The organism is Acinetobacter sp. 479375, from assembly GCF_000581715.1.
In the GTDB taxonomy this organism is placed as follows: Bacteria; Pseudomonadota; Gammaproteobacteria; order Pseudomonadales; family Moraxellaceae; genus Acinetobacter; species Acinetobacter ursingii.
Genome location: NZ_JEZN01000007.1, coordinates 30,323 through 55,497 on the forward strand (window position 1 = coordinate 30,323; position 25,175 = coordinate 55,497).

General features: G+C 42.3%; 17 protein-coding genes and 2 tRNA genes. 8 read left to right on the top strand and 11 right to left on the bottom strand.

Translation table 11 applies throughout. The features are described from left to right. The first annotated feature begins 5 nt into the window (after positions 1-5). Positions 6-989, top strand: a complete 984-nt coding sequence (locus J500_RS07820) for a FecR family protein (protein WP_004994099.1) — start codon at positions 6-8, stop codon at positions 987-989. A gap of 79 nt (positions 990-1,068) precedes the next feature. Here J500_RS07820 and J500_RS07825 read toward each other — a convergent pair whose 3' ends face one another. Continuing rightward, complete coding sequence (locus J500_RS07825) at positions 1,069-1,824, bottom strand: SDR family oxidoreductase (RefSeq protein ID WP_004991488.1); 756 nt, start codon at positions 1,822-1,824, stop codon at positions 1,069-1,071. Positions 1,825-1,938: 114 nt separating this feature from the next. On the opposite strand from J500_RS07825, the gene J500_RS07830 reads away from it, so the two are divergent. After that, positions 1,939-2,835: a LysR family transcriptional regulator gene (locus J500_RS07830; RefSeq protein WP_004994094.1), complete on the top strand. Its 897-nt coding sequence runs from the start codon at positions 1,939-1,941 to the stop codon at positions 2,833-2,835. A gap of 74 nt (positions 2,836-2,909) precedes the next feature. Here the strand turns inward: J500_RS07830 and ahpC are convergent, their stop codons facing one another. From ahpC to J500_RS07855, 5 genes are all read right to left on the bottom strand, one after another. Beyond that, entirely contained in the window at positions 2,910-3,473 is a 564-nt protein-coding gene (gene ahpC / locus J500_RS07835; RefSeq protein ID WP_034699006.1) for an alkyl hydroperoxide reductase subunit C, read from the bottom strand. Between the two features lie 209 nt (positions 3,474-3,682). Next, positions 3,683-3,758: transfer RNA gene (locus J500_RS07840), tRNA-Lys, on the bottom strand. 43 nt (positions 3,759-3,801) lie between these two features. Next, positions 3,802-3,877, bottom strand: a tRNA-Lys gene (locus J500_RS07845). Positions 3,878-4,120: 243 nt separating this feature from the next. Beyond that, on the bottom strand, positions 4,121-5,962 hold the full coding sequence (locus J500_RS07850) for a long-chain-acyl-CoA synthetase (protein WP_004994090.1): 1,842 nt from the start codon (positions 5,960-5,962) through the stop codon (positions 4,121-4,123). Positions 5,963-6,158: 196 nt separating this feature from the next. Continuing rightward, positions 6,159-9,566 (bottom strand): Rne/Rng family ribonuclease, encoded by a 3,408-nt coding sequence (locus J500_RS07855; protein ID WP_004994089.1) that lies wholly within the window; start codon positions 9,564-9,566, stop codon positions 6,159-6,161. A 751-nt stretch (positions 9,567-10,317) separates the two neighbouring features. Between J500_RS07855 and J500_RS07870 the strand changes: the two genes are divergently transcribed. Then, positions 10,318-11,250, top strand: a complete 933-nt coding sequence (locus J500_RS07870; protein WP_004994086.1) for an RluA family pseudouridine synthase — start codon at positions 10,318-10,320, stop codon at positions 11,248-11,250. After that, positions 11,247-11,912 (top strand): HAD-IA family hydrolase, encoded by a 666-nt coding sequence (locus J500_RS07875; protein ID WP_004994085.1) that lies wholly within the window; start codon positions 11,247-11,249, stop codon positions 11,910-11,912. Before J500_RS07870 ends, J500_RS07875 begins: the two co-directional genes overlap by 4 nt. Before the next feature lie 52 nt (positions 11,913-11,964). Here J500_RS07875 and J500_RS07880 read toward each other — a convergent pair whose 3' ends face one another. Together J500_RS07880 and J500_RS07885 are read right to left on the bottom strand one after the other, a co-directional pair. After that, a complete protein-coding gene (locus J500_RS07880) occupies positions 11,965-12,660 on the bottom strand; it encodes a DUF1345 domain-containing protein (RefSeq protein WP_004994081.1) in 696 nt (231 codons plus the stop codon). Positions 12,661-12,795: 135 nt separating this feature from the next. After that, positions 12,796-13,680, bottom strand: coding sequence for a LysR substrate-binding domain-containing protein (locus tag J500_RS07885; RefSeq protein WP_004994070.1), 885 nt, complete (start codon positions 13,678-13,680; stop codon positions 12,796-12,798). A 226-nt stretch (positions 13,681-13,906) separates the two neighbouring features. Between J500_RS07885 and J500_RS07890 the strand changes: the two genes are divergently transcribed. From J500_RS07890 to J500_RS07900, 3 genes are all read left to right on the top strand, one after another. Continuing rightward, positions 13,907-14,851 carry a cation diffusion facilitator family transporter gene (locus J500_RS07890; protein WP_004994067.1) on the top strand — a complete coding sequence of 315 codons (945 nt, stop codon included), beginning with the start codon at positions 13,907-13,909 and terminating at the stop codon, positions 14,849-14,851. Between the two features lie 84 nt (positions 14,852-14,935). Beyond that, the gene (locus J500_RS07895; RefSeq protein WP_004991466.1) at positions 14,936-15,991 is read left to right on the top strand and encodes an MBL fold metallo-hydrolase; all 1,056 of its coding nucleotides are present in this window, start codon (positions 14,936-14,938) and stop codon (positions 15,989-15,991) included. A 125-nt stretch (positions 15,992-16,116) separates the two neighbouring features. Next, complete coding sequence (locus J500_RS07900) at positions 16,117-18,459, top strand: membrane-bound PQQ-dependent dehydrogenase, glucose/quinate/shikimate family (RefSeq protein WP_228130671.1); 2,343 nt, start codon at positions 16,117-16,119, stop codon at positions 18,457-18,459. A 105-nt stretch (positions 18,460-18,564) separates the two neighbouring features. Here J500_RS07900 and J500_RS07905 read toward each other — a convergent pair whose 3' ends face one another. Further along, on the bottom strand, positions 18,565-20,085 hold the full coding sequence (locus J500_RS07905; RefSeq protein WP_004991461.1) for a catalase: 1,521 nt from the start codon (positions 20,083-20,085) through the stop codon (positions 18,565-18,567). A gap of 302 nt (positions 20,086-20,387) precedes the next feature. Next, positions 20,388-20,942, bottom strand: coding sequence for a TetR/AcrR family transcriptional regulator (locus J500_RS07910; protein ID WP_004994058.1), 555 nt, complete (start codon positions 20,940-20,942; stop codon positions 20,388-20,390). Between the two features lie 140 nt (positions 20,943-21,082). Between J500_RS07910 and J500_RS07915 the strand changes: the two genes are divergently transcribed. Then, positions 21,083-22,747, top strand: coding sequence for an acyl-CoA dehydrogenase family protein (locus tag J500_RS07915; protein WP_004994057.1), 1,665 nt, complete (start codon positions 21,083-21,085; stop codon positions 22,745-22,747). A gap of 82 nt (positions 22,748-22,829) precedes the next feature. Here the strand turns inward: J500_RS07915 and ptsP are convergent, their stop codons facing one another. Further along, positions 22,830-25,121, bottom strand: a complete 2,292-nt coding sequence (ptsP, locus tag J500_RS07920) for a phosphoenolpyruvate--protein phosphotransferase (RefSeq protein ID WP_004991456.1) — start codon at positions 25,119-25,121, stop codon at positions 22,830-22,832. Between the last annotated feature and the right edge of the window lie 54 nt (positions 25,122-25,175).

Here is a 25,175-nt window from a genome sequence, read left to right on the forward strand (position 1 = left end):
GTTATATGAATATCCCTTTAAAGACTAAAATAGATCGTGCTAGACAGCGTGCCTATCGTGAAGCTGCTGAATGGTATATGCAGATGCAGGAACAGGCTTTTGATGCAAAGCAAAAAACATGTTTTGATCAATGGCTAGCTGCTGATGTATTGCATCAAGAGGTCTGGGCAAATGTCATCATGTTTGATGAAAAATTGGGTCGAGTTCCCAAGACGGTCATGGCTCAAACCATGCAGCAACTCAAGCCAAAACCGCAAATTGCGACTAAATTTAGCCTCATTTTGTTTGCGCTATGCATTGCGCTTTATGCGGTGCAGGGAATTCGTCAGCAAGATTATTTACCTGAGATGTTGAGTTTTGACCCCGTTGATATTTATAAAACACATATCGGGGAGCAACAACAACTAACTTTGGCCGATGGCAGCCAACTTTGGTTAAATAGTAATAGCAAGATTCGGGTCAAATACAATACCAAGCAACGCCGTATTGAGCTTGCTCGTGGTGAAATTTATATTGAAACACATCAGGATATTCAGCAGCGCCCATTTACGGTACATACCGCAGATGAAGATTTACTGGCACTGGGAACGGTGTTTAATGTGCGCCATTTAACAACCCAAACTGAACTGATCGTCAAACAGGGTATTGTGCGTACCCAACCACGTTATGCTACCGATTATCAGGATATTGCTGCACAGCATACCGTGAGATTTGATGCACAACAGATCTACCATGAAAATTATAGTGATATGCCACTACTCTGGCGACAACAGCTTTTGGTGGTACATAGTATGTCGTTAAAACAATTTATCACTGAGTTATCCCGCTATCATCAACAACAAATTGATATTGACCCTAGTCTGGAAAAAATTCTGGTTTCTGGTGCGTATTCTACTCAGGACTTATCCAGAACATTGAATATGTTGCAAACTACTTATCATTTTAACGTTGTGCATAACCAACAGAATCGCATCGCCCTACAACCATAAAAAAAAGCTATCGCATCGCCCTACAACCATAAAAAAAAGCTGAGGAAAGAGGACCCTCAGCCTATAAAAGATAGTTTGATTAACGTGTGGTATAACCACCGTTGGCAAAAATCGTTTGACCTGTAATCCACCAGCCTTCTGTCACCAGAAAACGTACTAAAGGTTCGATATCTTCAATTTTGGTAAGCCCGCCAAGCGCAGAAGCTGATTTATGATAAGCCACTGCTTCTGGTGCTTCCTGACCATAGAAAAATGGCGTATCCATTGGACCTGGTGCCACCGCAGTCACTGAAATACCGCGTTCACCAAACTCTTTAGATGCAGCGCGAGTATAATGTTCAACTGGTGCTTTTAAGCCCTCATACGTCGAATAAAGCCCTGTATATGCTGCGAGTAATGAGGTCACAATGGTACAAATTTTGCCACCATCATTGAGATGACGACCTGCCGATTGAATAAAGAAATAGGCAATTTTGGAGTTGATGTCGCTCATCGAATCGAATTCAGCTTCGGTGGTATCCACAATCGGTTTTTTAAGAACTCGGCCTACAGTATTAATGGCAATATCTATTCCACCAAAATGTTGTTTAGTTTTGACAAAAAGTTCCTCAATCCGATCAATTGAACTGAGATCTGCTTGTAGCAGAATTGCATCGATACCTAAAGCTTTCACCTCAGCCAAGGTTTTTTCTGCATCAGCTTTGCTCGATTCACTGTTGTAATGAATGGCCAGTTTGGCCCCTTGTTCCGCAAATTTACGCGAGATTAATCCGCCTAAATTTTTCGCACCGCCTGTAATTAAAACCACTTTATCTTTTAACGTTTGTGCCGCCATGATGTTCTTTCCTTTAATGGAACTATTTTTGGATATTTATTAGTCTAGTTCTGAATCATGTAACCATCAATTATGCTAATTTAGTTTCACTATTCAGAAATCACGAACAATCAGATGGATCGTTTACAGCAATTTGAAATCTTTGTAGAAGTTGCCAAAAGGGAAAGTTTTAGTGAGGCAGCATTACGGTTGGACTTACCCCGATCTACGGTGACTTCAGCCATTCAAAGTCTGGAGTCATTTTACAAAGTCCGATTGTTTCAACGAACCACACGACGGGTGAGCCTGACTCAGGATGGAAAACGAATTTTGCCCGATTGTCAAAATCTTCTCATGGATTATCAACTGCTTGGACAGATGATTCAGACTCATCATCAGGATTATCAGGGGATTTTAAAAGTGGATATGCCCAGTCGTATTTCGCATCAAATTGTGGTGTCTGCATTGCCTGATTTTTTTCAACAATATCCTGATATCAAAATTCAACTGCATAGTTCAGATCATTTAACCAATCTGGTCGAACAAGAAGTTGATTGTGTGGTGCGTGTCGGAGCACTTGAAAATAGCAGTCTGATTGCCAAGTCTGTCGGGTTATTAGCGATGGTGAATTGTGCCAGTCCAATTTATTTACAGCGCTGTGGTGTTCCGCAAACATTAGAGGATTTACAAAATCATATTATGATTAATTACCCAAGTGGCGTAGGTGAGCAACAGGGTGTCTTCTTTTACGGGCAAGAGCGGGTCAAATTAATGGCTCAATTAAGTGTCAATAATACTGAGGCTTATATTCAGGCAGCACGTTCTGGACTCGGAATTATTCAAATTCCTTATTATGATGTGCGTCAGGATCTGGAACAGGGCAGATTGATAGAAATTTTAAGTGATTACACCTGTCCTGCCTTACCTTTAAATGTGCTGTATCCTAATCGGCAGTATATACCGCGCCGTCTGGATGTATTTATGAGTTGGCTGATTCCTGTGTTGAAACAGCAGTGTTGCTTAGAGTCTTAAAACAAGACCACCTCCATGTTAGGACGTGGTCTACAAAATGATCGAGCTCTATTCAGTGATGTGATGGCTCAGGTTTAGATTTTACCCACCAGATCAATGGATGGCGCAAGCGTTGCATCACCTTCTTTCCACTTGGCAGGGCAGACTTCACCCGGGTGATTATAGACATAAACGGCTGCTTTGACTTTGCGTAGTAATTCCTGAGCATCACGACCAATACCCCCGGCATTGATCTCTACGATTTGGATTTTACCTTCTGGATCAATTACAAAGGTTCCTCGATCAGCCAGACCTTCAGCTTCAATCAGCACTTCAAAGTTTTTAGAAATGGTCCAAGTCGGATCGCCAATCATAGCGTACTGGATTTTACCAATCGCATCTGATGTATCATGCCATGCTTTATGCGTGAAGTGAGTATCTGTAGAAACAGAGTAGATCTCGACACCTAGCTTCTGAAATTCTGCATATTGATCGGCAAGGTCTTCAAGTTCAGTGGGGCATACAAAGGTAAAGTCAGCAGGGTAGAAAAATACTACAGACCATTTTCCTTTTAGATCAGCGTCAGAAATATCAATAAATTGACCATTTTGGTAAGCAGTAGCTTGAAAGGGTTCGATTTCAGTATTGATTAAACTCATTGTCTTGATCCTCTTAATGGTATGAGAAAGCTCTTAATGTGAGAACCAAGATAACGCATTTATGTAAATCGTAAAAACAGTTATTTTTTATAAAATTAATCGAATATTTAGATTTTAAATCGTATTGAATGTCATGAAATATTCATGCTGAGAAAATAAAGTATCCATAAAAAAAGCCTCAATATGATGTGTTGAGGCTTTTTAGAATCTGGTGGGTCGTCCGCGACTCGAACGCGGGACCAACGGATTAAAAGTCCGCTGCTCTACCAACTGAGCTAACGACCCTGAGCAAGCATTTAAGCCATGCTAGGAGTATCAAAACAATCAATGGTGGGTCGTCCGCGACTCGAACGCGGGACCAACGGATTAAAAGTCCGCTGCTCTACCAACTGAGCTAACGACCCTGAGTGAGGATAAGTAAACTTAAAATATTGCTTTAAGGATTTACCCGAACGCAAAAAGAAAAATTAATTTCAAAAATTGTTCAAACTCGACTGGATTCAGAGGAAAGTAAACTTTCTAACACTGTATCGTTTTGATGGAGCGTATTTTAGCAAGATCTTCAACTAACACAAGAGAAAATTGAAAAACAATCGAATAACTGTTTATAAAAAGCACGATTTTCTCTTGTTTAGTCAAAAAATATGCTAGAAACGGTATTTATACGCCTGAATGTTCTCAAAAATCTCAGCAGTTACATCACAATAGGCTTCTGCATTTGGTAACAGTACCAGTAAACGCTCATCGGTTTGACTCGGATCAAATGCCTGTTCCTTGAGTTTATTTTTCTGATATTTAAAGGTTCCAGTGGTTTCGACCACTGCTTGAACACGTAAAAATACAGGGATAGCATAGGCTGGCAAATTCTTTTTGAACTGATTGACCATTTCGGTCAAATCCTGCTCATTTAATTCTGCGCCATCGCTCAGTGTGATAGCCGCCATACCTGCTCGACCATTGGTATTTGGAATTTCAACGCCATAGACCACTGCTTCTGCGATTTTGTCATAGTCGCAAATCATATTTTCTACTTCAGTGGTCGATACGTTTTCACCTTTCCAGCGGAAAGTATCACCCAGACGATCGACAAACTGTGCATGGCGAAAGCCAATGTCACGGACCAAGTCCCCAGTATTAAAGTAAGAGTCACCTTTTTTAAACACATCTTTTAAGATCACAGACTTATTTTTCTCAGGATCGGTGTAACCATCGAAGGGGGAGCGACGAGTAATTTTACCAATGAGCAGTCCCACATCGCCTGTTTCAACTTTGATACAGTGACCTTTTTGATCGCGAATGGCTTCCCCTTTTTCTTTGTCATATTGCACAATTGCATAAGGAGTCGGAGAGAAGCCAACAGTATTGTCAAAGTTGAAAATATTGCTAAAACCGACATTGCCTTCACTCGACGCATAGAGCTCTAGGACTTCTTTTACTCCAAAACGTTGTTTGAATTTGTCCCAGATATTAGGACGCATGCCATTACCAATCATTTTCGTCACACGATGGGCACGGTCAATTTCTGAGGGTGGTGCATCCATAAGATAGCGGCACAGCTCGCCCACATAGCCAATCGCAGAGGCATTAAATTTTTGTACATCTTTCCAGAAGGCACTGGTCGAATATTTACGACGAATAGCAAGCGTAGCACTCCCCGCAATCACGCCACACCAACACACCACAATACCCGTTGCATGATAAAGCGGTAGGGTAACATACATGACATCATCAGTTTTTAAATCAAGGATATGCCCATAGGTTCCATACGCCAGTGTCCAGCGACTATGGGTGAAAATCACCGCTTTAGGTAATCCTGTAGTGCCTGAGGTATAGATATAAAACAATCCATCCTTACCCTGAACAGTATGAGTGGTCGCTGGATTGAATTTGGCAAAATGATCAATTTTTTCTGCCAGATTGACATAACCAGCTGGAGCAGAACCCACGTTTTGACGTGTGGCCTGATCTGCAAACCAATGAAAGCGATCTTCAGCAAGTTTGATATCGGCACGAATGTCATCAATACAGGATTGAACTTCCTCGCCCAAAATCAGCGCAATTGGATTGACCAGATTGATACTATGCGTGAGTACCTTACCTGTTTGAGAGGTATTGACCAAGGCACTGGTGACACCAATTTTAGCTAGACCAATAACTGTTGCGATCAGCTCGGAACGATTTTCCAGCATCACCGCAATAACATCACCCTTACACGCACCTATCGAAAGATAATAGTGTGCAATCTGGTTGGCCCATTCATTTAAATCTTGATAGCTGTAGCGCTCATCTTCAAATAATAAAGCATCACCTTGAGGATTACGTTTGACTGCTTTTTCAAAGGCAATACCCAAACCTGCTGGTGTAGATGAAGTACGCAAATAGGCTTGCTTAAGACCTGCAAGAATGTGCGGTACTTTGGGCAAAAAAGCAGGGAGGCGTGAAGCAACATTAGCAAGCGTAATGATATCGGGTTGTGCAGTCTGGCTCATATACATCCTATTATTTTTCGATCTATCCAATACAGTTTTATGACTACGGGCTACGACGACGTAGACATTAAAATGACGCAGAAGTTGTTTTAAAGGTTTTGCACTAGTGCAATCAACCTAATCTGACATAAAGTATCAAAAAAAACCTAGTCACCGAAATGACTAGGCTTTCATAACTTACATGCAATTGTGCAAATTATTCCGTAGTTGTGCTGGCCTTTTTCGGTGGACGACCACGTGGACGACGCGGACGACTTGGTTTATCCGCATCGGCAGCAGTCTCTTGAGTGGCTGATTTTTCAGTTGTTTCATCATTGGCTTTCACTTCTGATGCTTGCTCTGAAGCCGTTACTTCATTTAATTCAGCTTGCACAGGTTGAGTTTGAGCTGCGCTCGAAACGTTTTCTGATTCAGCTTTTACTTCAGGCTGTGCGGTTTCTGTCGGTGCTGTCACTTTTTGCTTAGAAACAGGTGTTGCTGTTTCAGGCTGTTGCTCAGGCGATGCGACAGTTTCAGAAACATCAGTGGCACTCGCTACGGTTTCAAAAGCAACGGCTTCGATTTCTGCGTCTTGTTCATTCACCGTTTCAGCTTTTGGCTCAGCTTGAGCTTGTTTGGCTTGCTCATGTGCTTGTTCTGCGGCAAGTTTTGCTAAACGACGACGTTCACGAGGGTCATTTGCTACACGTGTTGCAGGCGCCTCTGGTGGCGTTAATGGTAACACCTCCGCTGCCTCACTTTCTTCAAGCGCTTTCTTGCTTGGAAGTTGTGCATCACGTGTTACAGGTTTTTTGTCTTCCTCAACCGTTTTTGCTTCTGCGACCTGTGAACTGGCATATTGCTCAGTAAACTTGACCAAAGCACGATTAAACGTTGGCACAAGTCCAAACTGTTCGATCAGTACGGTACAGTCTTCACCATAGACATGGCGAATGAGGCTACCCAAAGTATAGTTAGCCAACTCAGGAATTTGTGATGGCTGTACTTTTGGTGCTGCTACTTTAGATTGCTGTGCTTCACGTTGCTGACGACGACGCATACGCGGATCATTGCTAGCACGTTTCACTTGTGAGCGAGTTTGCTCGGTCGCAACTTCAGTGGATTTAGTCGCTGCTTCAGAAGGTTGAGCTTCAGTTACAACGGCTTCTTCAACTGGATTTGCAACAGGATTTTCAGCCTGTTTTGGTGATTCCTTTGGTTCAACTTGTGGATTTAATGCCACAATTTCGCTTTGCGCTTGATCGACATTAATCACCAGTGCTGTCGTCATCATTTCATTACGTGGCGCATCAACCACATCGACTGTGACCTGTTTTGCATCATTGGCTACAGGCTTATTGGTCGTTTGATGGGCATTGTCTAATACACTTTGGTCACGGTTGCGATGTGGGCGATTTGGACGTTGCTGATTGTTACGGTCACGACGTGGTACGGCTTCTTCAGCATGTACTTCAGTTTGCGCCTGATTTTGCGTGTGGTTTTGTTCTTGTGGCTGCTGACGCTTTTGCTGACGTTTGAGTTCACGTTGCTCATGGCGTGACAGTTGGACCACTTCTTCATGAACTTGAGCAGGTTGTTGCTCTTGATTTGGCTCACGTTGTTGTGGTTGTTCACGCTCGGTACGTTCGCGCTGATCTTTGTGTTTACGCTTTTTGTTGTTGTTTGGACGATTATTTTTCTCGTCACGTTCAGTGATATTGTCACGTGCTTCCTGTTTAGCTACAGGCGTTTGAGACATATACGCATTATTGCCAGATGCCGCAACAGTGACGGTTTCGGTCACACTAGCAACGTTCACCTGACCAAATTGACCACGACTAACTGCACCACCATTCACCATTTGCTCAATCGCTGATGCTGCATTTTGGGCAGAGCGTGACTGATCAACGGTTTGGGCCTGTTTTTGTACAAACAGATTTTCTAACCATGCGCATGGGCTTGCAGCTTTAGGAGCAACCGTGGCTTGTGCTGTTGGCGCAGGTGTTTGAGCCGTAGCTTTACGTTTATTTTGCTCAGACTGAACAGGTGCAGCAGCATGACTATGATCTGCTTCTTCCAGATGCCATTCAGATGACTCGTAGCCAAGTTCCTTTTCACTTGAACGTGTCGCTTCAGTACGCTCATAGCTAGAAGGTGCAAAACCTTCAGGATTATACTGAATTTCGTAGTGAGGTGTTTCCAAGTGAGGGTGTGGCAACACGGTGACACGAACACCTGAAGTTTGTTCTAAATACACCAGACTATGGCGTTTTTCATTCAGCAAAAATGCTGCAATTTCAACAGGAACTTCAACCTGTACTTCACCATGGCGTTCACGTAGTGCAATTTCTTCCACTTTACGCATAATCGAAAGTGATAAAGAGCGTAGATCACGCACCATGCCTGTACCATGACAACGTGGGCAGACATAACCTGTGGCTTCTTCTAAAGATGGACGTAAACGCTGGCGGCTCATTTCCATCAAGCCAAAACGTGAAAGCTGACCAAACTGGATACGTGCACGATCACTTTGGGTTGCTTCACGCAATTTGGCTTCGACCATACGCTGGTTGCGGTCTTTGGTCATGTCGATGAAATCGATCACCACCAAACCACCAATATCACGCAAACGCAATTGACGTGCAATTTCTTCAGCCGCTTCAAGGTTGGTATTCAGTGCAGTTTCTTCAACATCATGCCCACGTGTTGATTTAGCCGAGTTAATATCAATCGAAACCAACGCTTCAGTCTGGTCAATGACAATTGAACCACCAGATGGAAGCTTCACTTCACGTTCATAAGCGGTTTGAATTTGACTTTCAATACCAAAGTGAGCAAACAAAGGCTCATTTAATGTATAGGTTTTTAGCTTGTCTAATTGACGCGGCATCACTGCTTTTACAAAGTTATAAGCTTCGTTATAGGCCTGTTCGCTATCAATCAGGATTTCAGAAACATCATCACGCAGGTAATCACGAATCGCGCGAGTCACCACACCTGCTTCTTGATGTACCAACATCGGAGATGGACCCGAGTTTGCTGTGTTTTGGATTTGATTCCATAAGTCGAGCAAATGTTGCAGGTCAAGCTGTAATTCTTCTTGTGAACGACCAATCCCCGCAGTACGTACAATCACGCTCATTCCACGAGGAATATTGAGTGATGCCAACATTTCTTTCAATTCTTCACGAACTGAACCCGAAATTTGACGACTAATACCGCCACCTTTAGGATTATTTGGCATGAGGACCAGATAACGACCTGCAAGTGAAATAAAGGTGGAAAGCGCAGCACCTTTATTGCCGCGCTCTTCTTTTTCCACCTGTACCAAAAGCTCAGTACCTTCGGTAATCAGTTCGCGGATATTTGAAGTTTGACGTGGGTCAGCCTTAAAGTAAGTATTGGCGATTTCGCGCATGGACAAAAAGCCCTGACGCTGCGCACCATATTCAACAAATACGGCTTCTAGAGAAGGTTCTACGCGAGTCACATGACCTTTGTAGATGTTGGATTTTTTTTGTTCGCGGGTACGATTTTCTAAGTCAAAATCGTAAAGACGATTACCAGTGATAAGTGCAACGCGTACTTCTTCAGCATGGGTTGCATTAATCAACATACGTTTCATGGGTGTGACACCTAATAGTGACTCACTCAGACAAAATGCGAACATCGATAAAGCGGACAACTGTCGGCAGTCATCATGCATCTTATTTAACCCAGATCACAAAAGTTTTTTGCTCTGGCTGCTAAATTCCCTGATCTCACGTGTAGCTTCGGTGAATGATGCTGGTGATGATGTCAGCAGTCGCGTATTCATCCCGTTTCGATTAACGGCGAGTCCTGACTTTTCACTGGCGAGTGAGCGGTGCATTGGATGATGACTTTCACTGTCACGGAGCTTGAAGACTTATCTTGTAAAGTCTTGATACGGAATGATCATCGTATCGGTGCTCGGCAGTTCCAATGCATCAACGCTTGAGCCTGAAAGGTCATGATGACGCAACGTGTCTGATGTGCATCAGTTTACGTTTAATAACCAACATTAACGGTTGGCGACATATATTTTTCAACAAACTGCATATGCAAAAGCATAATTAAACGCAACAGTTTGTCATTTTGCCGATATAATAAGCCTTCGGCGTCGGCATATTCTTTTGGGACCTTTCCGAGATTTTGATGAAATCTTGAACGAAAATCAATTTCATAAACATTGAAATATTTTTCGTTTTGGTTCACTTACGGCGGTATCCGTGCGCTGACTATATCAAACCTTGCAGCATCTGCCTATGGGCTAAATAGATGTTTCTTGTGAAATCAACTGTCTAAGTGGTTATTTTTCACTCAAATTTAATAAATAATCGGGTTTCAAATACTGTATGAATTCTACACAGCAATGGCAAAGTGTCACTTGGTTTGACGTGGACGAGCATCAAGCAGGGCAGCGCATTGATAATTTTTTATTTAGCCGATTAAAAGGTGTGCCGAAAAGTCGAATTTATCGGCTAATTCGTGAAGGACAAGTGCGGGTCAATAAAAAACGAATAAAAGCGGAAAGCAAGCTCAATATTGGCGATCAAATTCGTGTGGCTCCGATTCGTTATGAACCCAAAGATGAAACTGCTGCGCCTGTGAGTGATCAAGTGGCACAAAGCTTATTAAAGCGTGTGGTCTATGAAGATGAAGGCTTATTGGTCGTGAATAAACCAGCGGGAATCGCGGTACATGGCGGGAGCGGTGTTGCATACGGTTTGATTGAGGCAATGCGCGCCGCAACAGATAAAAAGTACTTGGAACTGATTCATCGGATTGACCGAGATACCTCAGGTTTGGTCATGATCAGCAAAAAACGCAGTACTTTAAAACATCTACAGGATCTATTACGCGAGCATAAAATTCGTAAGACTTACGCCGCCTTAGTGAAAGGTCAGGTCAGTCTGGATAAGCAACTGATCGATGCACCATTGTTACGTTATGAACTGGCCAATGGCGAGCGTCGTGTCCGTGTGTCTAAAGAGGGCAAGCCGAGTAAAACCGAATGGGTGATTGCAGAACGCTTTAAGGAAGCCACTTTGGTTTATGCTTCGCCCTTATCTGGGCGTACCCATCAGATTCGGGTACATGGTTTGAGTATTGGTCATCCATTGGTGGGTGATGATAAATACGGGCATCAAACGGTTTACACGGGCCCAGAAGCGCGACGTTTATGTTTGCATGCTATGCGTCTGGAAATTCCTGATTATCCCGTCATTGAAGCACCATTGCCTGAAGATATTCAAAGTGTCGTGGCACAGTTGAGAGCGCAAAAATGAATCGACCAGAACTGATTATCTTTGACTGGGATGGCACACTATTTAATTCAGTGGGACAAATTGTGGAAAGCCTTAAATTTGCCGCAGCAAAATATGAACAACCTTTAACAGACGAAGCTGCCCAAAGCATTATTGGTCTGGGTTTGCCTGAGGTGATGCAAACCTTGTTTCCGCAAGTTCCACATTTGCAACAGGATATCTTGGTCAGTTATGGCGAGCATTATGTGCAAAATTCTAAGCATGACGCATGGTTTGACGGCGTAGCCGAACTTTTGCAGGATTTAAGAGATCAGGGCATGAAACTGGCGGTTGCCACGGGTAAAAGTCGTCGTGGCTTAGATCGTGTTCTCACCCAGACCCAGAGTCATGAGCTCTTTGATATTACCCGCGCAGCCAGTGAAACTATGTCTAAACCGCATCCCTTAATGCTTGAAGAGATTTTGGCGTTTACAGGCGTAGATGTGCAACATGCGATTATGGTCGGAGATAGTAGTTATGATCTTGAAATGGCGATGAATATAGAGATGCCGCGTATAGGAGTGAGCTATGGCGTGCATGATATAACCGTGCTTCAACAATATCAGCCCTTAACTATTGTTGATGACATTGCGGGATTACATCATTATTTGAATCAATTGATTCAAATAAACATAGACGCATAAAATTCAAATCATTTTTTCCAGCGCTAGTTTTAGACAGGTTTAGACTCGTCTATTAACCCGATATAAAACTGGCCGCGATATTAATACAAATGGCTAAAATGGTCGTATTAAAGCCAAAAGCCAACATGGCATGGAAAATATTGAGTAGCCGCATGGGGCGGGAAGTAATCGACACATCAGCGGTTTGAGCTGAAGTACCAATGATATAACTAAAATAAACAAAATCTGGATACATCGGATCTTGAGTTTTGGGGAAATCTAAACCGTCATCTTTGCCATCAGAACGCGCCATATAAAAATCATGGGCATAATGTAAAGCAAATGCAGTATGCATAAATAGCCATGCCGAAATAATGGTTAATATGGATAAACCTAAGTGCCAATATTGAAAAGGCGTATTTTTAGTGATCGAGGAGAGTTGCATCACAATCGCAATAAGACACATCAATAGTGCCAGAATGACCAAAAGCATGATCACCCATTTACTTTCATCCTGTTTTTGAGCTTGAGATTGCATGGCAGAATGATCTGCCTGCCACATCATTTTTTTGGCATGAATGAGATATATGCCGACAGAAATATTCCAGCTCAACAAAATGATTGTTGACCAATGCCAAGTTGTGCTGAACGTTAACACTACGGCAATCACGACGCCAATGCATAACGAAATAAAAAAGTGGGGACGATTATAAATACCGCTTTTCAGCCCCTGTAATCCAGTTTTCAACCCATGTAATACAGATAACATGCTCAGGTTTCTCCTGAAAAAATCGTTTTAATTTATTTGAGTGTTAGGTTTATTGATTTTCATAGAACTGATGTGGCGACTGTGCCTGTGATATTCATCGATCATGCAGCCCTGATCATTTACTTTAGTCAGGATTTACTCAGAACAAAATACTTTTGATAGCTGTTCGAGTAATATTTTTGTATGGTTTGACGTCTGCTGCGAATTAAAATTGATAAATAAGGGTAACTTTGGCAAATCAATCGCCAATGTCGCAATCACAAGATCAGAACTGAACATGTTCTTTGCATATGCAGGTAAAATCGTGCACCAATTCTGGTGTTTTAGCTGATTGATTTTGATCAAAACATCAGTCATTTCCTGAGTATGTAGAGTAAAATCATGCTGCTGGATAAATTCGTAAATAAGTGCATATAAGCTGGGAAATTGTTCTGCACTAGGTAATACAAAATCCAGATAGCCCAAGGCATGTAAAGGAATCACTTTTTCTTTGGCGAATGGATGGTTCTTTGGCAAGACAAAAATTAGAACTTCATCGAATATTTTTTGACTGCAAATGGTCTCGGTATTGAGATTTTGATGCGTAAAAGCAATGTCGAGCTGATTTTGCATCAAGGCTTGAATATTCTGTTGTTCATCCAGATAAGTGAACTCAGTGATCAGTTCGGGGTGTTGAATACGTAATTGCGGCAGTACTTGCGGGAAAATGTGTGCCTCGGCTGTTGCTACAAAACCAATGCGTAAGCGTTGCTGTTTTGTTTTTGCAATTTGCCTTGCTGTGGCGACTGCCTTATCGGCTTGCATCAAAGTCAAACGAGCTTGCTCTAAAAAAGCCGCGCCTTCCTCGGTTAGTTCAACTTTACGTTTGGTTCGATTGAATAATTGAACACCGACATATTCTTCTAAATCTTTAATCTGTTGGCTTAACGACGGTTGAGCGGTATACAGTTTTAGCGCTGCTTTGCTAAAATTTAATTCTTCAGCAACAGTGACAAAGTATCGAAGATGTCTTAACTCCATCGAATGAATCCAAAAATATGAGCAATACAATTGGATTTGAGTATAAAGCACAAATCAGGCAAGCAGAAACAACAAGTAGAACCGATATATTTTAAACGCTAATATTCAGGGTAAAGGATCATTATAGAGACCCTTTAACAACAAATGACAACAGGAAAAGTCTTTGTAAATAAATCGAGTACCGCTATAACAACAATGAATGAAAAAATAAGAACAGGGTTTTGCGATGGCTGAATCAAATAAAATCGTGGTATATGCGGCATTATTGGGCAATCTCATCATTGCTTTGGTTAAATTTGTCGCAGCTTATATAACGAATAGTTCGGCGATGTTGAGTGAAGCCGTACATTCTGTGGTGGATACACTCAATGAAATTCTATTGTTGCATGGATTAAAACAGTCACAAAAACCGGCCAATTTTCGCCATCCTTTTGGTTATGGCCGTGAACTTTATTTTTGGGCTTTTATTGTATCTTTGCTGGTTTTTGCATTGGGTTCGATCGTTTCAATTTATCAAGGTATACAACATATTCGCCAACCCGAAGAAATGGTTTCGCCCATGATTAATTATATCGTGCTTGGCATTGCGATTATTTGTGAAGGGATATCCTGGCGAGTCGCACTGAAAGGATTTCGTAAAGAAAAGGGCTCATTGGGTTATTTTGAAGCATTTCGACGCAGTAAAGATCCGACGACCTTTACTGTATTATTTGAAGACTCTGCCGCATTGATTGGTCTATTTATTGCTTTAATTGGGATTACCGCAGCGCATTATCTAAATATGCCTGTATTAGATGGGGTGGCATCTATCTTGATCGGTGTTGTATTGGCGATTTCTGCTTTTTTATTGGCGCGTGAAACCAAAGGTTTATTAATGGGTGAAACAGCCAATCCTGAGTTGCGTGAAAATCTATTATTGATTGCCCAACAAGATCCAGCAGTTTTTTCGGCAAATGGTGTCTTGACTGAACAAATGGGCGCTCATCAGGTTATTGCATCTTTAAGTCTTGAATTTAAAGATAATTTAACTTCAGATGAGATTGAAGCTTGTGTCAATCGTATCGAAATGACAGCAAGACAGATTTATCCTGAAATTGTCGCACTGTTTATTAAACCTCAATCTAAGCAAGTCTGGTTGCAGCGAATGAAAGGTCGGTTACAAGAGAAATAAATTGAGGAGTAGCATAATTTGATTTAATCGTTAAGATGGATAAACACCCGACCCTAAACTATTGCTGTATAACCGAATTACCCTATGAAAGAGAAGCCGACATTAACGTATCAATTGCCGACTCAATCCTGCTGGACACATACATGGAGTAAACCACCATTTCGGTATGCAGATTCAGAACATGCGAGCAGCAATCACTTTCACAATCAGATTAAACGCTCTGGTGCAAAAGGATCAAAAGAATTATTACGTTGGCTTGCCACGCGTGAATCATTTACATGGCAGGTCGATATTCAGCAGGAATATGAGTCTAGAATCAATACACCAATTGGATTACCTAAGAATCGTCCTAATGCGGATATGGATGATTGGCAAGTCTGGTTTGTGGGACATGCTACTGTTTTGATTCAAATTGGCCCCTTTAATTTTTTGACGGATCCAGTCTGGTGTGAATATGCCAGTCCGTTGCAGGGGCGTGGTCCTCGTCGGGTTTGTCCAGCAGGCATTGCACTGGAGCAATTGCCGACCATTCATGGTGTGTTGCTCAGTCATAATCATTATGACCACATGGATCTGGCAACGTTACACTGGCTACACCAGAAATTTGCCATGCCGATTTATACAGGGTTGGGCAATCGTTATTATCTTTCTAAAGATTTTCATGTGATTGAAATGGATTGGTGGCAAATGATTCCGTTTCATGATGAAGTCACCATTGCCTACACCCCTGCACAACATGGTTCAGGGCGCGGCTTGCGAGATCAAAATAAGGCATTGTGGGGCGGATTTTCACTGATTACTCAAAAGGGACACTGTTTCTTTGCAGGAGATACCGCTTATTCTCCACATTTTAAGGAAATCCATGAACGCTTTGGAGATGCACGAATTGCATTGTTACCGATCGGAGCTTATGAACCTCGTCAATTGATGCATTATGTGCATATGAATCCACAGGATGCCTTGCATGCACATTTAGACTTACAAGCACATCGCTCTATGGCAATTCATTATCGAACCTTTCAACTGACGGATGAAAGCCGTGATGAGCCTGAGCAGGAGTTGAGTCATTTACTCAAAACTTCATCGAAATTTGTTAATCCATTTTATTGTATTAGAGAAGGACATAAGTTAACGGTTTAATTCATTTTTTCCTATTTTATGTGAAAAGTAAAATAAATTTTCACGAAGTGACAAGCATATTATGTTAAACGTATGCTATAAAAAATAAAAAGATCAAAAAAAGAGGTCACTTCAGTATGAAAATAATGAGGATTTTAATCATTCTCATCACGCTATTTACCAGCTTATTTCTCATCATTGGAGGAATAAGCTTAATTAGTGCAGGTGGATCGTTTTATTACCTTTTACTGGGTTTAATTTATCTAGCAAGTAGCTTTTTATTATATAAAAATAAAGTACTTGGTTTTTATTTAACGATTATTGCGTTGGTTTTGACTGGTCTTTGGGCAATTTCCGAACGCGGTTTTGCGTTTTGGCCAATGCTAGCGAGAATTATGGTTCCGTTGGGCTTGGCTTTTGTTGCGTTATATGCGTTACGAAAAGAGCATTATCATGCCAAAACGTTAGGCTTGAGTTTAGGCTCACTGGTGATTTTCATTGGGATGGCAATTGCAGCATTCTTTCCGCATGATGCCCAATATGCAAATGGCAAGTCCTATCAAGCGCATACGCCTTTTGGAATGCCTGAAAACTGGACAGCCTATGGCCGTACCAATGAAGGAACCCGATTTTCACCGTTTACCTTGATTAACCGTGATAATGTCAAAAATCTGCAAGTTGCTTGGACCTATCAAACTGGCGATAAAGGCCCTGGGGTCGATCAAAACACGCCACTACAAATCGACAACTTGCTCTATAGCTGTTCACGTAACGGCATTATTGCTGCTTTAGATGTCGATACAGGAAAATCAGTCTGGAAGTTTGATGCCAATGGTCGATCGCCTATGTGGCAACGCTGTCGAGGTTTGGGATATTTTGATGCACGTGTGGCAAGACCTCAACGTTCAATTGGGCAAGTCGCATTAACCCGTGAAAATCATCGGGCACAATGTCAGCAGCGGATTGTACAAACCACCAATGATGCACGTTTATTAGAGCTGGATTCGAAAACGGGTCAGCCTTGTCAAGAATTTGGTCAGCAAGGATATGTTGATTTGAAAGCAGGCATGGGAGAGGTCAAACCTGGTTTTTATTTTCAAACGTCAGCACCACTGGTTGCAAACGATACTATCGTGATTGGTGGATGGGTGGTCGATAATCAGGAAGTTGCTGAACCATCTGGTGTGATTCGTGGCTTTGATGCCAAAACAGGCGAACTGAAATGGGCATGGGATTTGGGTAATCCTGCGATTGATAAATTACCGCCTGAGGGGCAAACCTATACACGAGGTACGCCAAATTCATGGACGACTTTAAGTTATGATGACAAACTCGGGTTAGTTTATGTTCCACTTGGCAATAATACGCCTGATTACTATGGTAAAGAACGCCCTGAATTTTCGAATCAATATAATTCATCTTTGGTGGCATTGGATGTTGATACAGGCAAAGAAAAATGGCATTTCCAAACCACGCACTATGATCTTTGGGACTATGATTTGCCATCGCAGCCTGCATTGATGGATGTTCCAGATCAAAATGGTCAGATCGTTCCAGCGGTAATGCAAACCACGAAACGTGGACAAATCTTTCTGCTAAATCGTGAAACAGGTCAGCCAATTGCTGATGTCGTGGAAAAACCAGTACCTTCAAAAAGCCCGATTCCAGATGAAAAACCACTTTCTCCAACTCAGCCATATTCGGTGGGTATGCCAACCATTGGTGCTGATCATTTAAATGAGAAGAAAATTTGGGGTGTTACCTTATTTGACCAACTGGTATGTCGGATTCAGTTTAAAAAAATGAGCTATGAAGGCGACTTTACGCCAGTCGGGTTCAATAAAACATTGGAGCAACCTGGAAATTTAGGCGGAATGAACTGGGGAAGTGTGGCCTATGATGCTAAAAATCAGATTGCCTATATGAACGATATCCGTATTCCATCTATATTCTGGTTGGTAAAACGCGATGAGTTTGCACAGGTTAATAAAAAATATCCATCCGATGGTACAGGACATGGACCTTCACCACAGACGGGTACGCCGTATGGGATGGTCACCATGATGTGGACATCTGCCATGGAAACCCCATGTACTGAGCCACCATTTGGTACCATTAGCGCGATTGATATGAAAAGTAAACAAGTGCTGTGGCAAGTTCCAGTAGGAACCACAAAAGACTTAGGGCCTTGGGGCATCAAGTCTCATATTCCTTTAGCGATGGGGATGCCAACCTATGCAGGTACATCGGTAACTGCTGGCGGGGTGCTATTCTTTGCGGGGAGTCAGGATTATTACCTACGTGCTTATGATGCAGCAACGGGTCAAGAAATCTGGAAATACCGTTTGCCAGTGGGTTCTAGTGCCACTCCAATGACTTATGTGTCGCCTAAAACAGGGAAGCAATATATTGTGGTTTCTGTCGGTGGTGCAGCACATTCTAGCGAAGTGGGAGATTATGTGATGGCTTTTGCCTTAAATCAGTCATGATCAATTAATAGATTAAAATGTAAAACAGCCAGTAATTTTACTGGCTGTTTTATTTTAGATAAAAGATCACTCAAATAAGTTAATCTTCATCTCTAGCAATGAAACTTACAATAAACCAGGATTTCCCTGTGCAGGATCAGTGGCACGAGCTGCTTGTGCATCTGCAACAGTTTTACCCAATGCTTTTGCGACACCTTCGCCATAAGCTGGATCGCAGGCATAACAGTTACGAATATGACGATATTGGATAAAGTCTAATGCGCCACCGACATTACGTGCGGTATTGTCAAATAAAGCCTGTTTTTGTTCAGCATTCATCAAATTGAACAAAGCACGTGGTTGGCTGAAATAATCGCTGTCGTCTTTACGGTAATCCCAAAAATCTGCATCCCCATTAATTTTTAATGGTGGTTCGCGGTATTGAGGCTGTTCTTGCCACTGATGGAAACTATTTGGTTCATAGTGTGGAAGCCCACCATAGTTACCATCCATACGGCCTTGCCCATCACGGCGGTTACTGTGAACAGGACAGCGAGGAGCATTGACTGGAACCTGAATGTGATTGACACCTACGCGGTAACGATGTGCATCAGCATAGTTCACCAAACGTGCCTGTAACATACGGTCTGGAGAGTAGCTGATACCAGGAACTAGATTACTCGGTGCAAAAGTCGCTTGTTCAACATCTTGAAAATAGTTTTCAGGGTTGCGATTCAGTTCAAATTCACCGACTTCAATCAGTGGATAATCGCCATGTGGCCAAACTTTGGTTAAATCAAATGGATGGTATGGGACTTTTTCCGCATCAGTTTCGGGCATAATTTGAACACATAATTTCCATTTTGGAAAATCACCACGTTCAATGGCATTAAACAAATCAGATTGACTACTTTCGCGGTCTTTACCAATGAGAGCTTCGGCTTCAGCATCGGTTAGGTTTTTAATGCCTTGTTGAGTGCGGAAGTGAAATTTAACCCAGAAGCGTTCGTTATTGGCATTGATAAAGCTATAAGTATGGCTACCAAAACCATGCATATGACGATAACCATCTGGAATACCACGGTCAGACATTACGATGGTAACTTGGTGAAATGCTTCAGGTAAAAGTGTCCAAAAATCCCAGTTGTAAGTAGGATTACGTAAGTTGGTTTTAGGATCACGTTTAACTGCTTTGTTCAGATCAGGAAACTGGCGAGGATCACGGAAAAAGAAGACCGGCGTATTATTTCCCACCATGTCCCAGTTACCTTCTTCGGTATAAAACTTTAAGGCAAATCCACGAATATCACGCTCTGCATCAGCTGCACCACGTTCACCTGCCACGGTAGAAAAACGGGCAAACATTTCAGTTTTTTTACCAATTTCACTGAAAATTTTAGCGCGGGTATATTGAGTGATGTCATGAGTTACAGTAAATGTTCCAAATGCACCTGAACCTTTGGCATGCATACGGCGTTCTGGAATGACTTCACGGGCAAAATTGGCTAACTTTTCATTGAGCCAGAGATCTTGAGTAAGAAGAGGGCCACGTGCACCTGCCGTCATACTATTCTGATTGTCTACAACAGGCGCACCTGCATCAGTAGTAAGGTGGGTGACTGGACACTTTAGTTTATCGTCACTCATTTTAATTCTCCATAAACAGGGTCTTGTGATTAAAATTCTAATAATGTCATGGGTATAGCAATACTATATAACTAACATTCCCAACCTTAAATGACATTGGATATTTTGTAAAAAATAATCGAATCTGTGATGCCTGAGGTCAATATCTTATGCAACATAAAAGCGCTGTATTGCAATGTGATGAATCGACTTAAAGAGGGCAACCATTCCATGTAAATGATTCATGCATTTAACATACGCTGTATTTTGTACAATGTAAAAACGATTAAATTTATTTTTATAAGAGATAAAATCGATTATTATCAAGATGTTTGGATAAATCCATAAATGGCGATTTGAATATCCTGTTCAAGGCGTTCCCAGTCAGTTATTTGATCGTGTTGCGAAACCATCAGCGTTTGGGAAATAAAACCATAACTAATACGATGAATATTGAGTGCAAGCCATTCAACATCCATCAGCACATGTTCGGGATGTTGCTTTAGCACAAAACACCACGCCTCTACGTGTTGTGAATAATGCTTCTGATAAATCTCGGTATTTGAAATTTGTCGTTCCAGAAGAAATAATTTCTTCCAGAGAGGGCCGTGTTCAGCAATCCGTTCAAGCTGTAAGTGGATCAATGCCTGAATATAGGTATTCAAATCGGGACTTGGTTTGAGAGCTTTTTCAGACGCTTGCTGTAGAGACAGTGCATTACGCTGTACATAATGATGAATGGTTAGCGCGAGTAGATCTTCTTTTTGGCTGAAATATTCATAAAAAGTGCCGAGACCAACACCTGCCAGATCGGTAATTTCCCGAATCGTGATTGCACTCGCTTCTTTCTCCAGTAAAAGCTGAACAAAACTATCCATCAGTGCATCCTGAGTAAATCTGGCTCTCGACTGCTTGGGCTTTCTACGTACTTTGATACTGGTGATTTTCATAAATTAAATCCGAACACTTCAGGTCTGATTTGTTCCTATACTGTTATAAAAAGAATCAAGGATAAGCAATGAATACAAGGATGATCCATCAGATCGAAAATCAGTTTGATGAGCTACAGAACTATAACTTATATCGAACCGATCCTGTTTTACAAGAAATCCTGATGCGTTATGGCAGTCAGGATCAAGCGTTGCTTGTAGAATTGGGCGAGAAAGTCGGTACTACTCAGGCCTATCTATGGGCTGATCAAGCCAATCGACATACGCCTGAATTACACGCCTTTGATGCGCGCGGTCGTCGTATCGATAATCTGGAATTTCATCCTGCATGGCATGCGTGGATGAAGTTAAATCGTCAATATGGCGTACATGCGCATCCGTTTATTGCGGCGCAGTCTAAGACAAACTGGGTCGACTGGGCTGCGCGGTTTTATCTCAGTGGACAAGTGGAATGTGGAAATTTATGTCCAAATGCCATGACTTTAGGCGCTATTCCTTTATTACAGCGTGAACCCAAGCTATGGCAGCAGTTAGGAGAAAAGCTGTTATCGACAAACTATGATGAGCGTGATGTGCCCATTTCAGAAAAATCATCGATCTGGATTGGCATGGGCATGACTGAGAAACAAGGTGGCTCAGACGTTCGTGCCAATCAAACTTTGGCAAAACCGATTGCAAGGTCTGGTCGGGGGCAGGAATATTTACTCACAGGGCACAAATGGTTTTTTTCAGCCCCGATGTCGGATGCACATTTAGTGGTTGCACAAACCCCTGAAAATGGATTGGGTTGTTTCTATGTGCCGCGTTGGTTAGACGATGGCACAAAAAACAGTGTGCATATTCAGCGTCTTAAAGACAAAGTCGGCAATCGTAGTAATTCAAGCAGTGAAGTTGAGTTTCATGATGCATGGGGCATGATGATTGGAGAGGAAGGGCGAGGTATTCCGACCATCATAGAAATGGCAGCATATACTCGGTTGACCTGTGTGGTGGGGAGTTCTGCCATTTTGCGTCAGGCTTTTGTGCAATGTCTGGCTTATACGCGTCAGCGCAAGGCATTTGGCAAAGTCCTCGCTGATCAGCCTTTAATGCAGGCTGTTTTGACAGATTTGGCATTAGAAAGTGAAGCAGCAGTCCAACTCAGCATGCATTTAGCTGCGAGTTATCAAGATCAGAATGATCTGTCACAGGCATGGGCGCGTATCATGACCCCTGCTGCAAAGTTCTGGATTTGTAAGCTAGCCGTTGAACTGACAGGTGAGGCGATGGAAGTGTTTGGTGGTAATGGTTATGTCGAAACTGGAATGATGGCACGACTATTTAAAGAAGCACCTGTCAATTCAATTTGGGAGGGTTCGGGTAATGTCATGTGTCTGGATGTATTACGCGCGATTCAACGTCATCCAGCATCGATTCAGACTTTATTTGAATCTTTTTATGACGTGACCTCGCAGGTGCCACAACTGCACAATGAAGTTAATGAACTGTTGGATGTTTTGAGACAATCGCCTGAACAACTGCAATTTATGGCAAGAAGTTTTGTGAGTCGTTTAGTAATACTTGCTCAAGCCGTATTATTAAAACGTTATGCACCTGATGACGTTGCAAATACTTTTATCCAGTCGCGTTATAGTATGTTTCATGGTCGTGTGACAGGATTAATTTTAATGCCAGAAACAGATCCAGCAGCAAGAGTAGTACAACAGATATTAGAGCGTAGCTTACCAATCTAAAAAACGCTCAATTGAGAATCTAAGATAAAAATAAGGGCACAATCGATGTGCCCTTATTTATCAGAATCTTAGTTGGGTCAATTTAAACGGATAAACGATTGGATTTAACCATATCGCCCAAACCATGCTTTTTAAAATAATATTCCATCCAGCTTTTAACCATCAACGGATTATTCATTTTAACCACTTCACTCAGTAACTTTTCTGCATCACTCATGGGTACGTGGCAAATGGCTTTACGTACCCGTAAAATATTACTCGAACTCATGGAGAGTGTATTGAAACCCATGGCCATCAATAGAATCGCGGAGAAAGGGTCTCCCGCCATTTCGCCACAAATACTCACAGGCTTTTCATATTTATGGCATTCTTTCACCAGACGTTGCAAAGCACGTAATACCGATGGATGAAAATGTGAATACACGCTAGAAACGCGAGGGTTATTACGGTCAACCGCCAGTAGATATTGAATCAGGTCATTTGATCCCACAGAGAAAAAGTCGACCAATTCTGAAAACTCATCGATCTGCAACAGTACGCTTGGAACTTCGACCATAATCCCAATTTTGGGTTTGGTAATTTTAACCTGTTCTTCTTCCTGTACGGCAATCCAGTCGCGTTCCAATAAATACAAGACTTCTTCGACTTCGCTGACGCTCGTCACCATAGGCAATAAAATATGCAGGTTATTTAAACCAATGCTCGCTTTGAGCATGGCGCGAACCTGCGTCGAGAAAATCTCTGGATGATCAAGGGTAAAGCGTAAACCACGCCAGCCCAGTGCCGAGTTTTCTTCCTCAATACTAAAATAAGGTAGGTCTTTATCTGCACCAATGTCCAGTGTGCGCATGGTCACAGGTTTGTTGGCAAAGTGACTGAGTTGTTGACGATACATGGCGCGTTGTTCTTCTTCGCCTGGAAAGCGATCACGCAACATAAATGGAATTTCACTGCGGTACAAGCCCACGCCTTTGGCACCACGCTGAACACCGCGAACCACATCAATCATTAAGCCTGTATTGACATATAAACGGACTGCAACACCATCAGGCGTAATGGCATCGCGGGTTTCGTACTGTTTTAAATCTTTGGCGATTTGTTCTTCTTCTTTTTGAATCTCTTTATAACGTTGGCGCATCCGTCGTGGGGGATTGATAAAAACACGTCCCTGATAGGCATCGACAATCATCTCTGCATCATCAAGCGTGTTAATTGGCAGCTCAGTGACACCAACCACGGTTGGAATGCCCAATGCACGTGCCACAATCACCATATGTGAATTTGCCGCGCCTTCTGTGGTGACAATGGCAGCAATATTATCGACAGGCAGTTCTACCAGTGCGGCTGTGCTGATTTCTTCACCAATAATAATACTGTCTGGGCTAATTTCACGATGACTAGAATCGGCTTCCTGTAATGAGGCCAAAATCCGTCGCCCAAGATCTTTTAAATCTGAAACGCGTTCACGCAGATAATCATCTTCCATTTGCGCAAACAGACTGATGTGTTTATCAATCACACGGCGTACCGCACCTTGCGCCCAGTTTCCTGCCCGAATCAGTTCCTTAATCTCGGCAGGCAGCGCATTTTCATCCAGCATGCGTAAAAATACGCTAAAGAGTGCGCGTTCTTCTGACATCAGTGAATCTTGCATCTTTTCATCAAGCGATTGAATTTCAGTGCGTACTGAAAGAATGGCTTGATCTAGAAGTTGTAATTCATCACTGATATCTTCGGCTTCACGATCAGGAACGGCTGCCAAGTCCGCAGGAGGATAAAGCACAATCGCCCGACCTAAGGCAATACCTCCCGCGCCAGAAACACCTTGAAAGGTCTTATAAGCTGCGCCTGAGGTAGGCTTGCGAAAGACATCGATATTACCCACCGCATGGGCATGTGCAATCACCCCCGAAAGTTGAGCGCACAATGTCACTAAAAACGATTCTGCTGCTTCACTAAAATCCTGAGGTTCTTTATTTTGAACCACCAATACACCCATCACCTTACGGCGATACATGACGGGTACGCCAAGAAAGGAGTGATAAATTTCTTCACCTGTTTCAGGTAAATAGGCAAAGCGTTCGTGTTTGGAGGCATTTTCCAGATTGACAATTTCTTCGCGCTGTCCGACCAAGCCGACCAAACCTTCACCGACATGCAATGAGACATTGCCGACAGAATCTGGATTGAGACCTTTGGAAGCCATGAGTAAATAACGCTGATTGCGTTCATCCAGTAAATAGATAGAACAGACATCAACTTTCATGGCTTCGGCGACTTGATTCACCATAATGTCCAAAGATTCATGCAAACTCACCGACGCATTGATCTCCTGAACAATCCGTCTTAAGGTGTCGAGTTGCATGTTTGACATGAATATATGCTCCAAAAAATGAATCGCGCTTAGTGATGTTATAACAGCACTCAG